We start from the raw sequence: 12,752 nt of genomic DNA on the forward strand, positions 1-12,752 counted from the left end.
TAAAAAAATAAAATTTAATTCACAATCAATGCTATTGATTATAAGTTATTGAAAAGTCATCTTAACTTAATTTTCAGTATCAATTTCTTCAAAACTTTTTACTAACTCATCAATGGCTTTCATTTGCTTTAAGAAAGGCTCAAGTTTTGCTAATGGTAACGCAGATGGACCATCGCATTTTGCATGGCTTGGATCTGGGTGTGATTCTAAAAATAGCCCAGCAATGCCAACTGCCATACCTGAACGCGCAAGCTCGGTTACTTGACCTCGACGCCCACCTGATGCTGCGCCCATTGGATCACGGCATTGTAGAGCATGAGTAACATCAAAAATAACAGGAGAGCCTTTGCTTGCTTTTTTCATAATATTAAAACCAAGCATATCAACCACTAAGTTGTCATAGCCAAAACAACTACCACGATCACAAAGAATTATTTGGTTATTACCAGCTTCTTCAAACTTTTCAACAATATTACCCATTTGACCTGGGCTGACAAATTGTGGTTTTTTAACATTAATTACCGCACCAGTTTTAGCCATTGCAACAACAAGATCGGTTTGTCTTGCTAAAAAAGCGGGTAATTGAATAACATCAACCACATCAGCGACCGGTTGGCATTGTGCTTCGGTATGTACATCAGTAATAATTTTAACGCCAAATTGTTGTTTAAGTTCTTGGAAAATTTTAAGCCCTTCTTCTAAACCTGGTCCACGATATGAATGAACAGAAGAGCGATTAGCTTTATCAAATGAAGCTTTAAAAATATAAGGGATATTTAGTTTATTGGTGATAGAAACATAATGTTCACAGATTTTCATTGCTAAATCACGAGATTCGAGCACATTCATACCACCAAATAATACAAATGGTAGGTCATTGGCGACAGTAATATCACCAATATTTACTTTTTTTTGTTGTATCATAAAATATTCCTAGTTAGGGTTTAAACCAGCGACCAAGAGTAACTCTATCATTACCGCTATAGTCAGCAAAGGTTTCGACTAATTGAAATCCGTGTTGTTTAAAAATAGTTTGTACTGCCTCACCCTGTTTCCAACCATGTTCTATCAGTAACCAGCCATATTGATTTAGATGTTTAGTTGCGCCATAGACAATGAGTTTAATATCGGCTAAACCGTCATCTTCTGAAACTAATGCACTTCTTGGTTCGTAACGAACATCGCCTTGTGCTAGATGAATATCTGTTGGTTCAATATAAGGCGGGTTACTGATAATCATTGAAAATTTTCGATTTTTTATTGGCTTATACCAGTCACCTTGTAAAAAATAAACATTGTTGACCCCTATTTGGGTTGCATTTTGTTGCGCTAAAATCAACGCATCTTTATTTTTTTCAATTGCGGTAAATAAACAGTCTTGACGCTCCGTTGCCATGGCGATAACTATTGCACCAGTACCCGTACCGAGATCCAACACTTCGCATGGCACTTTAGGTAGATACTCTAAACCTAATTCAACTAATTTTTCAGTATCCGGTCTTGGGATTAATGTAGCGTTAGAGACATTAAACTTTAAAGACCAAAATTCTTTTTCGCCAGTAATATAAGCGATAGGCTCACCATTTTGCCTGCGCTTTAAACATTCAGATAAAGCAATCAGCTCATCATCAGTAAGCAATGTTTCACTAAATGCCATTAAAAATGTGCGTGTTTTGTGCGTAACAAAACTCAGCAAAATTTCAGCATCACGCTTTGGGCTTTCACTATCAGTTAAAGTTTGAGATGCACTTTTAAGCCATTGTAAATAAGTCATTCATCTTGTTCCGATAAAGCGGCTAGTTGATCTGCTTGATATTCCTGCACAATTGGATCGATTAGCATCTCTAATTTTCCTTCCATGACTTCATCTAATCGGTAAAGCGTTAGGTTAATACGATGATCAGTAACACGTCCTTGAGGATAATTGTATGTTCTAATTCTATCAGAACGATCACCTGAGCCTAATAGATTACGCCTTGTTGAGGCTTCTTCTTGTTGGCGTTTGCGCAGTTCGGCATCTTGAATTCGTGCAGCTAATACAGACATTGCTTTAGCTTTATTTTTATGCTGTGAGCGCTCATCTTGACATTCAACAACAATACCCGTCGGAAGGTGCGTAATACGAATCGCTGAATCCGTCGTGTTAACATGTTGACCACCAGCCCCAGATGAACGATAGGTATCAATTTTTAAATCGGCAGGGTTGATTTCTGGCATTTCAGCCTCGGGAACTTCAGGTAAAACAGCAACAGTACAAGCAGAAGTATGAATGCGCCCTTGTGATTCAGTTTCTGGCACGCGCTGAACTCGGTGACCACCTGATTCAAATTTCAAATTGCCATAAACCCCGTCACCACTGACTAACATAATGACTTCTTTATAACCACCGTGCTCACCATCACTCGCACTCATAATTTCAACGCGCCAATTGCGTGATTCGGCATATCGTGTATACATTCGGGCTAAGTCACCGGCAAAGATAGCGGCTTCATCGCCACCTGTTCCCGCTCTAACTTCAACAAAACAGTTATAATCGTCATTAGGATCTTTAGGTAATAATAATACTTGTAATTGCTTTTCTTGCTCTTCAACTTGGCTTAATGCTTCATTTAATTCCTCTTGTGCCATTTCGCTCATTTCAGGATCTGATAGCATCATTTTAGCCGTTTCGATATCTTCTTGGGTTTGCTGCCAATCAGAAAAACACTTAACCACCGCAGTTAATTGTGAATATTCTTTAGATAGCGTACGAAAGCGATTTTGATCTGCAATAACTGAAGGATCAGATAATAATGCTTGAACCTCTTCATAACGCTCTTGTAGTGTTTCTAACTTATTGATAATTGAAGGTTTCATAAAAATATATTTTGATAGAGATTAGTTAAGTTTGTGCAACATTATATACTTAATTGCCTTTAAAATACAGTTTTCGGCTTGTTTCAAACTTATCTCTTATTATCATTTTAACAAGAGATAATAAAGCAATTAAATAAGCTGGATTATTATATGTATTTTAAAAAGAGGTTTTAGGTATGTAGCATTACTTAATGTCTTAATTGAAATAATTTACATTGCACTAACTGTTAGTTTTTATCAATGCCATTAACTATAGTATTTATTTTACACGTCAACCCTCACTTTGCTAAAAATCGAACCCAATGAATCATTAGCGCTTGTCTGATCAAATTTGAACTACTATAGTTAAGGTTATTCAGTTTACATTTTGGTATCTATTTTTTGGCGAACAATTTCAAATAAACAAACCCCCGTTGCAACAGAGACATTGAGTGATGAGACAATCCCCGCCATTGGAATGCTAACTAATTCGTCACAGTGTTCTTTAGTTAAACGGCGCATACCTTCACCTTCAGCCCCCATAACCAACGCAAGTGAAATTGTTTTTGCTGTTTTATAAAAATTTGTTTGGTAAAGTGTTTTATTAGCTTCACCAGCAGTCCCAACGATCCAAACTTGATACTCGTCTTGCAACATTCGCATGGTGCGTGCCAAATTGGTCACTCTAACCACCGGCACACTTTCTGCCGCGCCACACGCCACTTTTTGGGCTGTTGAGTTGAGTGGTGCTGAGCGATCTTTGGGAACAATAATAAAATCCACACCCGCCGCATCAGCCGTTCGGATGCAAGCACCTAAATTATGTGGATCGGTTACGCCATCTAAAATTAAAATAACAGGATTTGGTTGCTGCTCCATAAGTAGAGGAATATCATTTTCTTGATAACCTCGATTAGGCTTAACCATAGCCAAAATACCTTGATGTACTCCATTTTTCGCTTTTTCATCTAACCATTGACGTTGAGCAACTTTAACAGGCAAACCTAGTTGCTCTAATTGACGTACAATAGCGATAAGACGTTTTTCTTCTCGGCCTTTAATAATAAATACTTCAATAATTCTTTCTGGCGAGCGAGCTAATAATGCTTCAATTGCGTGCAAGCCATAAACTGTTTCACTCATTTATGTTCTACTCTTTTATTTTATTAACTGATTTTGTTTTATTACTTGATTTTGGTTTACTTCGTTTTTTGCTTTTACTTTTGCTTTTATCTTTAACTTTTTTAGTGAGCGGTTTTGCGCTATTTTTATTGGTTGATTTTTTGCTTTTTCGTTTAACAGGCAAATCAACTTTTTGATCTGTTTTTACTTGTTTTGATTTATCCTTGGCAGTCTTGCCTTGGCGTTTTGGCTTATTATTACTGCCAACTAGAGAAAAATCAATTTTACGCTCTTCAGGATTAACATTATCGACTTTAACTTGCACTTTATCGCCTAAGCGATAAGCAAAACGGGTATTTTCGCCAATTAAGCGATTATGCGCAGCATCAAAAAGATAATAGTCGTTTTCTAACGACGAAACATGCACTAAGCCGTCAATGAACAATTCATCTAATCGAACAAAGAAACCAAAATTAACGACACTTGAAATGGTACCATTAAATACTTCGCCAACATGATCTTGCATATAATCACATTTAAGCCAATCGACCACATCACGCACCGCTTCGTCAGCACGACGTTCAGTCATTGAACAATGTTCACCGAAATAGAGCATTTCATTTGTGGTATAACAATACCCGCCAGTTTTACTGGTTTTATGCTGTTTGTCAGCTAAAATCCATTTAATCGTTCGGTGTAATAATAAATCAGGATAACGACGAATTGGCGAGGTAAAATGTGCATATTCTTCAAGTGCTAAACCGAAATGACCACGGTTTTCTGGGTCATAAATAGCTTGCTTCATAGAGCGTAAAATTACCGTTTGCAACATATCATGATCTGGGCGAGTTTCAACTATCGCCATTAATTCGGCAATATCTTTAGGTTTTGGGCTAACCCCGCCACCAAGTGATAATCCAAGCTCACTTAGAATGCTACGCAAGTTATTTATTCTGTCTTCATCTGGTCTGTCATGCACTCGAAATAATGAAGGTACTTGAGCATTAATCACCATTTTTGCTGCCGAAACATTAGCTAAAATCATACACTCTTCAATGATTTTATGTGCTACATTTCGCTGAGCAATTTCGATACTTTCGATGCGCTTATCGGCGTTAAAAACAAATTTCGGCTCTTCAGACTCAAAACCTATCGCACCGCGAGTGATACGAGCTTTATCAAGCACCTGATATAAGCCATAAAGGTTCTCAAGATGCGGTACCAATTCGTGGTAATGCTCACGCAATTGCTCATCGCCGTCTAAAATTTTAGACACTTTAGTATAAGTTAATCGAGCATGTGAATTCATCACGGCTTCGTAAAACTCATACCCTGTTAAACGCCCTTTATTTGATACGGTCATTTCGCAAACTAAACATAAACGATCAACTTGTGGATTTAACGAACACAGCCCATTTGATAGCTGTTCTGGCAACATAGGTACAACTCGTGATGGAAAATAAACCGATGTACCACGCAAGCAGGCCTCTTTATCCAACGCTTTGCCTAATCTGACATAATAACTGACATCGGCAATGGCAACCCATAAACGATAGCCGCCACCACGATTTTTTTGACAATAAACGGCATCATCAAAATCACGTGCATCTTCGCCATCAATAGTAACTAAAGGCAATTGGCGCAAATCCTTTCGCCCTTTTTTAGCGCTTTCTGGTACGTGTTCAGTAAATTTACTTACCTCTTTTTCGACTGTTTTAGGTAGTTCGTAAGGAATTTCGTGATTACGCAAGGCAATATCAATAGCTAAATTGGTACCCATTATTTCACCAAGCACTTCTTTTATGATACCAACAGCTTTTTGATGGCGTTCTGGACGCTTTTGTAACTCAACGACGACTACGGTTCCCATTCGAACAGTACGATTGGGTTTACCTGCAATTAAAATATCGAAGTTTAAACGGCTGTCATCAGGAACAACAAAGCCTACGCCTTGTTCGATAAAATATCGCCCGACAATTTGATTATTGCGTGGCTCTAAAATCCGCACTACACGAGCTTCCATTTTACCACGATATTGTGTTCCCATTGGCTGTGCTAAAATCACATCGCCTTGTAACACTTTTTTCATCTGTTCTGGTGATAAAAAATAGTCTTCAGGGTTGCCTTCTACTCGTAAAAAACCAAAACCATCACGGTGTGCAATCACGCTACCTTTGACCATATCTAATTTTTCAGGCAGCGCATAACATTTACGTCGAGTAAATACCACTTGACCATCACGCTCCATTGCCCGTAAGCGACGATGTAACGCTATTTTTTGTTCTTCGTTTTTAATTGCTACCGCTTGGGCAATTTTTTCTAGACTTGCGGGTTTCGCTTCTTGTTTAAGGTAATCTAAAATAAGTTCACGGCTGGCAATGGGGGAATCGTACTTTTCGGCTTCGCGGGCATAAAAGGGATCTTTTATCATAAAGGAATATCCTGTGCTCAAATATTAATGCTAGCATAACATAGAGAGATATAACTTAAAATAAACATTCAATTTATAAACAATAATATCTTTAATTAAAAAGACTAAACTTTAACGGAATATTTTTAATTGCGAATCGATTTAATATAATTGTTTGTTATTTTGTAAAATAATTATAATATTAGTTCCATTTTTTTCTTTTTTTATAGCGTTTCGGCCGAACGAGAAAATCGATGAAATAAATATACAAAATAAGAATTAAAAGAGCCCAATGTCGTTTACGATTTAACGTTTTATCATTAGCATAGACCGTTGCAATATATCCCGAAAAATAATACCGAATAAAAAATCCAATAATAGATAAAAAATAATAACTCATACAGACTAAAATACTCATGTATATCGACCTTATGTTATAATATTACCAGCTCTATCTTTTCGATATGTTGAACCATCACGGCTTTCACAACGATAATAATCGAGTGCATTGTCATTATCAATGAACAGTTCTCAACAATTTGTCCAACATTAATGATTGTTTTCTATCATGTGATCCTCGCCCAAAAAACGGACAAATGTCACCTTTATGATATAACTAACAATTATAGGAGAACACATTATGTATCAAAAAATTTAGTGCACAAGTCGGCGAGGTACCAATAGAAGTACCAATATATGAAGCAACATCTGTTACCATACCCATTACCGCTAATCTGCCGTCAGTTAAAAGTTAGCGTATCAGGTTATTCTGTTTGGCTAAAGCATGAACCAAATTAAATGAGCTATTTGAGAATATCAAAGCACTTTATTGGCAACATGAAGCCCGTTTAGATGCACCAAGCTTAGTACATGATATCAGGGGGCAAGGGCTAGGATGTATCATACAGAAAGGTTAGTTGAGCATGATAAAAATCAGCCAGAAAAATTATTGATTTTATTAAAGTTTTTATTTTATGGCATAATAAAAAATAATCACATTAATCCTTTTGCTACAAACCTATTATTATGATGTGCTGACTAATACATAAAGTATATTAATAAGTATTTAATTTGTAACTCGCTCAAAAATGCTTTATTTTGTTGTCGATTTCCTAAAGGGGTATTACTACCTAGTGACCAAGAATACCAAATATTGCAGTGCTAATTTTAAGCAGTGAGTGTTACAACATGGACTTAACCAAAGTATGAGCTGAGCAGGCAATTGTTAGGATAATGCCATTACCGAAAGTTTTTCATATGTGAAAAACCGTATTATTCATGATGACAAAACACAGGAAGCAGCCAATAAAAAGCTATTTGAATATACTGAAACTGATTATAATCAAGTTTGCTGACATTTAACTCATGGTTAGATATCGCCTGAACAATATAAAAAGCAGTATTACGTTAATAACATATTTATAGAAGCGAGTACTGTCTAATATTTTGGCGGGAATCAACTAGCGGTTTTATAAGAGCGCCTAATAATTATAACTTAGAATACGTTACACATAATTGGTCACACAAAAATTAGGGCAACCACATAAAAACTGAATATTTTGTTGGACAAGCTGAAAAATCAGCCTATTTTTAATAATTTTAATAAAGTGAGATAAGTATGAAAGAACTTTCGAATGTAGATCCTGATTTAGAGCAAAATATCATATCTATTGTAGAAGACGGCAACGTTTTTAATGTCAATAAAAACTATTCTTCAGCTTTACAAAATTATCAGAAAGCATGGGCGCTTCTACCAGAACCCAAATTAGAATGGGAATTGATCAGTTTATGGTTATCAGGCTCTTTTTATACAACTTATTTTAATTTAAAAGACTATGAAAATGCCAAAATTTGGGCGCATTCTAAGCTGGCAGCTACAAGTTCTGATATTGATATAGGCCCATATATTGATCTTGGCATGGTTTATTATGAATTAGGCTAATATGATGAAGCTTATAAATATTTTAATGCAGCCTATGAATGTGGCAAAACCCGAGCATTCAAAGGACGACCTAAAAAATATTTAGAATTCTATTTAAAAGAGACACAACAAAAGGATAAAAAATAATTTCTAGTTAGCGAAACTAAAGTAATCAAAACCACCTGCCATATCCAGCACAACAACGCCGAACACTGCCTGAGCTAAGTACGTACGTACGCACGAACAAACAGATCGCAACCAGCGTTACGGCTATGTCTATCTGGCAGAAATCATGGAGATATAAAAAATATAATGTCAGCAGAATTTCAATTATTTTTTAATGATGAAAAATGGTATATAGACCATAAAGATAAAATTGCAAATAAAATTAAAACATTAAATACTTATATTAAAAAAAATGATTCCGCATATCTTTTATCAGGGACAGAATCTATTTCTAATAAAGGAAATTGGCCATTTGATGTTCGCTTTTTTTTGAAGATAAACGTATTTTTATTGAAATAAGTGCTCATCCCCTAAGTATTGAGAAAGATTTAAAGGCCTTATTTACATGGTTAAGAAAACAGACAGGAATAGTAATATTAGATGAAGATGGAGAATTAGCAGGATGGTGAATATGATCCACTAAAAACTCACTCGTCTATGTTGATGGTACACTAATGAGTGAAACATTGTAAATATCCCATACTTAGTACAATAATCACATAAAAAATTTTGTTATATATTATTTAATACTGCTAAACAGCTACTGGCCTATACCGCCCCCCGCGGCCACTGCATCCACTACCAGCACGACCCTTGCGGACTGGTGCACACCCGCATTGATGCTACCTGACGCAAACTCGGCTTTAACTACGATGCCTATAGCGTCTTAACCCCCCCCCTCATATCTGAATGGCTATCCGGAAGAGTTGACCGACGAAAACGGTAACATACTGTGGGAATGTAGCTTTCAGTTATGGGGAAAACGGGATCAGGAAATTGAGCACCAATCAATAGAACAAAACCTCTGATATCAGGAACAATATTTAGGCGAAAAACTGGACTGCATGAAAATACTTTCAGGTATTATGACCCGGATATAGGTAGATTTACTCAGCCTGACCCGATAGGATTGCTGGGTGTCTTGATTTGTATCAGTATGCGCCTAATGGGTTGACTTGATTGACCCATTTGGTTTAAAAGCATGTGGGGTAAAAAATAAGAAAACATCGTATGATAGTAAAAGTCGAAGAGATCCATTTAGACAGGTTAAGCACAATGCAGGTATACCGATGAATCAATAGCCTAGAGCCATTACACGACTATCTTTACGAGATGTAATGGCAATACTATGATCGCTAGAAACGGTCAACCAATAAAGACTCGACAATATGAATTTATTGATAAAAACAAAAAATCCATTTTTATTCAATATTATAGTCTTTAGCACACTAAAGCAGAATCAGATCATGGTGCTGAGCCACACTTTAATGTTAGACTTTCAAATAACCTGAATACTGATCATGTTTCTGGAACTCATGGTCATTATAATTTCTCTTAAGGAATTGATATGTGGTTTAAAAACGCGTTAGGCAGAGAAAAAATTCAATTTATGTTTAATAATGAATTTAACTTTCAATCTATTGAATTGAATAGTGTTTCATTTGAAAGCTATTCAGAGGTGAAATGCCATTTAACTTGCAAGGAAATTCCCAAAATTTACCCTAAAAAATGGGATAAAGTTGGATTTAATGCATTAAGTTTAATTATTACTTTTAATGAGATAGTTCAGTTAAATATGTCTGGTTCAAGAGTTGGTTTTTTCTGTTCACCAACGATCACTTCTTTTACGGATTATTCTGAAATAACCGTTAAACATGATAAATTACAGCTTTACTGTAAATCAAAGTTTTTAATTATAGAAAGTATAACTCCCTATATAGATGAAAGATGGGATTAAAAATATAGATGAAATAAATTTTCATTAAGTCGGTGCATCGAAAACATCTGCTAGACCCGCAGGCCCCCCTACAAGCGTACCCACTTCCTGTGGAACAACTTAACAATGATTCAGGAAACCATCCCGAATCAGCACTGTAGCCTGTATATCTATACCGACCAAAACAGCTACGAACCACTGGCATGGATAGGCACAAACGGCAACCAAGAACAGCATATCCGCTATTACCACACCGACCTAAATGCCTATCAGGAAGAGCTAACCGATACAAACGGCGAATTACTCTGGGAATATAGCTTTCAGTTATGGGGAAAGTACATTCAGGCAATCAAACCCGAGCCCATAGAGCAGAATCTCAGATATCAAGGCAATATTTAGACAGAAAAACCAGCTTACATTACAATACGTTCTGATACTATGCTCCGTGAGAATTGAGTTGTTGGCGTACACCAAGAAAGAAATTTTGGAAAAATAAAGCTAAAAATAATCCTAGTATGTATTCGAAAAATAATATTAAATTAATAAAGGAGGGTAAAGCACCCAAATTACAAGTTGAAGTAATAATAGAAAATCCAGCAAAAAGGAAACCAAAAGATGTACAGATAGAATTACACCATAAAGGTATTTTACAATAGGTTGGTGGTGACAATGTTCATAATCATGACAATCTTGCAAAATTAACTCCGTGGGAGCATGAAGCAGTTGATCCGTATAGGCATACTGATTATGATGTTATAAATATAATAAAGGATGCTAATCAATGGTAAATATTAATGAAATTCAATATTTTATAAATAGCTCATTATATAAAACAGCATTAAATAAATTGGAACAAAAATATAAAATTACGACAAACGGAGAAGAATTGCCATCGGTATTGTTCGAATATGATGCAAATAAAATCCATTTATCTGGCGCTACTTTATCTGATTTAGAAAACATATTGTCGAATAGTCTTACTTCTTTTTTGAAGTATATAGCAATTAAGTTAGTCGTCCTTCAGGATGAACCAGATGAACAAGAAGGAAATGATGAGAAGGATGTCACTATTTCAGTGGATGATCCCTATGAAGATTTTCTTATTATTCATTTATTAGAATATTATTTAATTACTAGCGATGCAGGTAACCTGATTAATTATCTAAAAAAAATCAAAATACCTTATAGTAAAAAATATTGTGAACAGTTAAAGAAAATATATGCATTACTTTAATAAAAAAGCTGGAAAGATCTTCTATATTTTTTCGGATTTTTTTGTTTTTAAATTCAGATTATATTTAAGCGACTTTAACCAATATTCTGCCAATTGAGCTCACTAATGAACAAGGGGAAATGGTTTGGCGTGCAATTACTAGCTATACCAAACTATCCAGAATTAATGAAAAAATGATTTGGAGATTCTATGAGGCAATCTGTTAATGAACTTATTAAAATGGGGGCTTTGCCTTCAGAGGAGAGTTCTAATATTGGCTTTATTCAAAAATATCAGAATATTTTACATAACATTCAACCACCTTTATCAAATGAAGAAGCAACTAAACTAATTACCCTTTTTGGTAATGATGAAAGTTATGGATTAGCTTGGTCACTATCACATCTTATTGAATCGAGTGCCGATTTTTCAGTAGATAAGCAATTATTAGAAAATGGAAATCCATGGATTCAGCTATTAATAAAAAGAACTATGAATAAATAGCCTCTAAATTGTAATAAATCCTCAATGTAAAGGTTATCTATTTGAAAAATCTCTAATACTTATAACGCTCGAACATTTTTTTAATCTTAGGAATTCAAATTTTACTCTAAGTATTAAATTATTCGCAAGAATTTAATCTGTATCAGTATGCGCCTAATGGGTTGATTTGGATTGTTCCGTGGCAACTATCATTAGTTACAGTTGGCAACTGGATGGCAGCAGCAGAATATCAAGAAATAATAGATAGCGATAAAACAATACAAAACATAACAGGGACAACTACTCACATGACTTACCTAGCAGATGTTAAGGCTTTTGATAAACAAGCAAAAAATGGAACTTTATATGTTGAATTTAATATTCCTAAAAAATTTATAATTCCCACAAATCAAGAATAAGCAAAAATAGTAGGACCAAATTCTTTAGAAAGTCGCTTAGCACAACGTAAGGGAGTTCCTGTGTCTGAGGTGCCTAAAGCAAATAACATTCGTGTTAAAGTAGAAAAAATTAAAGGAAAATACAATCAATATGTTAAATAAATTTAAATTTTGGATATCCCAACATACTAACTATTCTTATGTTTATCATAAAAATGATTTATCAGAAAGTATCGTTATTGATTTTGAAAATGATATTTATATTGCCCGATTTACTATTTGGGATAATCTAAGTTGCATGTCCGAAATAATAGATTTAAATACTGATCAATATAAAATTAATAAAAGGGAAGAATTTACTTCATTTAATGAATTACTATCTATATTTAGAATTTTTTCAGATTATTTAACTATAAAAGATTAAAATA

13 protein-coding genes and 2 pseudogenes are annotated in these 12,752 nt (G+C 35.0%); 10 read left to right on the forward strand and 5 right to left on the reverse strand.

Features of this window, described 5'->3' with window-relative positions; all coding sequences use genetic code 11:
• Positions 1 to 66: 66 nt before the first annotated feature.
• The 5 genes from kdsA to rnr form a co-directional block, all read right to left on the reverse strand.
• Positions 67 to 921: a 3-deoxy-8-phosphooctulonate synthase gene (gene kdsA / locus A9G40_RS05790; protein ID WP_065582287.1), complete on the reverse strand. Its 855-nt coding sequence runs from the start codon at positions 919 to 921 to the stop codon at positions 67 to 69.
• Positions 922 to 937: 16 nt separating this feature from the next.
• Positions 938 to 1,774, reverse strand: coding sequence for a peptide chain release factor N(5)-glutamine methyltransferase (prmC, locus tag A9G40_RS05795; protein ID WP_065582279.1), 837 nt, complete (start codon positions 1,772 to 1,774; stop codon positions 938 to 940).
• Positions 1,771 to 2,856 (reverse strand): peptide chain release factor 1, encoded by a 1,086-nt coding sequence (prfA, locus tag A9G40_RS05800; RefSeq protein ID WP_065580428.1) that lies wholly within the window; start codon positions 2,854 to 2,856, stop codon positions 1,771 to 1,773. The genes prmC and prfA overlap by 4 nt, the downstream gene beginning before the upstream one ends.
• 360 nt (positions 2,857 to 3,216) lie before the next feature.
• Positions 3,217 to 3,978: a 23S rRNA (guanosine(2251)-2'-O)-methyltransferase RlmB gene (gene rlmB / locus A9G40_RS05805; protein ID WP_065582280.1), complete on the reverse strand. Its 762-nt coding sequence runs from the start codon at positions 3,976 to 3,978 to the stop codon at positions 3,217 to 3,219.
• 7 nt (positions 3,979 to 3,985) lie between these two features.
• Positions 3,986 to 6,388, reverse strand: a complete 2,403-nt coding sequence (gene rnr / locus A9G40_RS05810; RefSeq protein ID WP_065582281.1) for a ribonuclease R — start codon at positions 6,386 to 6,388, stop codon at positions 3,986 to 3,988.
• A 1,597-nt stretch (positions 6,389 to 7,985) separates the two neighbouring features.
• Between rnr and A9G40_RS05815 the strand changes: the two genes are divergently transcribed.
• The 10 genes and pseudogenes from A9G40_RS05815 to A9G40_RS05850 all read left to right on the forward strand — a co-directional run bounded on the left by A9G40_RS05815 (position 7,986) and on the right by A9G40_RS05850 (position 12,748).
• Complete coding sequence (locus A9G40_RS05815) at positions 7,986 to 8,309, forward strand: hypothetical protein (protein WP_218057951.1); 324 nt, start codon at positions 7,986 to 7,988, stop codon at positions 8,307 to 8,309.
• Positions 8,310 to 8,600: 291 nt separating this feature from the next.
• On the forward strand, positions 8,601 to 8,813 hold the full coding sequence (locus A9G40_RS05820; RefSeq protein ID WP_065566433.1) for a hypothetical protein: 213 nt from the start codon (positions 8,601 to 8,603) through the stop codon (positions 8,811 to 8,813).
• A gap of 386 nt (positions 8,814 to 9,199) precedes the next feature.
• A pseudogene (locus A9G40_RS15810) lies at positions 9,200 to 9,852 on the forward strand (RHS repeat-associated core domain-containing protein); the annotation flags it as partial.
• 9 nt (positions 9,853 to 9,861) lie between these two features.
• Positions 9,862 to 10,251: an Imm50 family immunity protein gene (locus tag A9G40_RS05825; RefSeq protein WP_065567493.1), complete on the forward strand. Its 390-nt coding sequence runs from the start codon at positions 9,862 to 9,864 to the stop codon at positions 10,249 to 10,251.
• A 105-nt stretch (positions 10,252 to 10,356) separates the two neighbouring features.
• Positions 10,357 to 10,629 carry an RHS domain-containing protein gene (locus A9G40_RS05830; RefSeq protein WP_065582282.1) on the forward strand — a complete coding sequence of 91 codons (273 nt, stop codon included), beginning with the start codon at positions 10,357 to 10,359 and terminating at the stop codon, positions 10,627 to 10,629.
• A 53-nt stretch (positions 10,630 to 10,682) separates the two neighbouring features.
• Entirely contained in the window at positions 10,683 to 10,886 is a 204-nt protein-coding gene (locus A9G40_RS15815) for a hypothetical protein (protein WP_176700441.1), read from the forward strand.
• Between the two features lie 125 nt (positions 10,887 to 11,011).
• Positions 11,012 to 11,464, forward strand: a complete 453-nt coding sequence (locus A9G40_RS14265; protein ID WP_081302168.1) for a hypothetical protein — start codon at positions 11,012 to 11,014, stop codon at positions 11,462 to 11,464.
• Positions 11,465 to 11,653: 189 nt separating this feature from the next.
• Positions 11,654 to 11,947 carry a hypothetical protein gene (locus tag A9G40_RS05840; protein WP_065582283.1) on the forward strand — a complete coding sequence of 98 codons (294 nt, stop codon included), beginning with the start codon at positions 11,654 to 11,656 and terminating at the stop codon, positions 11,945 to 11,947.
• Between the two features lie 161 nt (positions 11,948 to 12,108).
• Positions 12,109 to 12,486, forward strand: a pseudogene (locus tag A9G40_RS15820) (TreTu family toxin).
• Complete coding sequence (locus A9G40_RS05850; protein WP_065567519.1) at positions 12,476 to 12,748, forward strand: immunity protein TriTu family protein; 273 nt, start codon at positions 12,476 to 12,478, stop codon at positions 12,746 to 12,748. The pseudogene A9G40_RS15820 and the gene A9G40_RS05850 overlap by 11 nt, the downstream one beginning before the upstream one ends.
• The last annotated feature ends 4 nt before the right edge of the window (positions 12,749 to 12,752 follow it).

The sequence above is a fragment of the Gilliamella sp. Nev3-1 genome, assembly GCF_001690435.1.
GTDB lineage: Bacteria > Pseudomonadota > Gammaproteobacteria > Enterobacterales > Orbaceae > Gilliamella > Gilliamella apicola_C.

Excerpts from the sequence above, each read along its gene's own strand:
- prfA (WP_065580428.1), bottom strand. The coding sequence starts at position 2,856 with ATGAAACCTTCAATTATCAATAAGTTAGAAACACTACAAGAGCGTTAT.
- rnr (WP_065582281.1), bottom strand. The coding sequence starts at position 6,388 with ATGATAAAAGATCCCTTTTATGCCCGCGAAGCCGAAAAGTACGATTCC.
- A9G40_RS05830 (WP_065582282.1), top strand. The coding sequence starts at position 10,357 with ATGATTCAGGAAACCATCCCGAATCAGCACTGTAGCCTGTATATCTAT.
- A9G40_RS05820 (WP_065566433.1), top strand. The coding sequence starts at position 8,601 with ATGTCAGCAGAATTTCAATTATTTTTTAATGATGAAAAATGGTATATA.
- A9G40_RS05840 (WP_065582283.1), top strand. The coding sequence starts at position 11,654 with ATGAGGCAATCTGTTAATGAACTTATTAAAATGGGGGCTTTGCCTTCA.
- rlmB (WP_065582280.1), bottom strand. The coding sequence starts at position 3,978 with ATGAGTGAAACAGTTTATGGCTTGCACGCAATTGAAGCATTATTAGCT.
- A9G40_RS05850 (WP_065567519.1), top strand. The coding sequence starts at position 12,476 with ATGTTAAATAAATTTAAATTTTGGATATCCCAACATACTAACTATTCT.
- A9G40_RS14265 (WP_081302168.1), top strand. The coding sequence starts at position 11,012 with ATGGTAAATATTAATGAAATTCAATATTTTATAAATAGCTCATTATAT.
- A9G40_RS05825 (WP_065567493.1), top strand. The coding sequence starts at position 9,862 with ATGTGGTTTAAAAACGCGTTAGGCAGAGAAAAAATTCAATTTATGTTT.
- A9G40_RS05815 (WP_218057951.1), top strand. The coding sequence starts at position 7,986 with ATGAAAGAACTTTCGAATGTAGATCCTGATTTAGAGCAAAATATCATA.
- prmC (WP_065582279.1), bottom strand. The coding sequence starts at position 1,774 with ATGACTTATTTACAATGGCTTAAAAGTGCATCTCAAACTTTAACTGAT.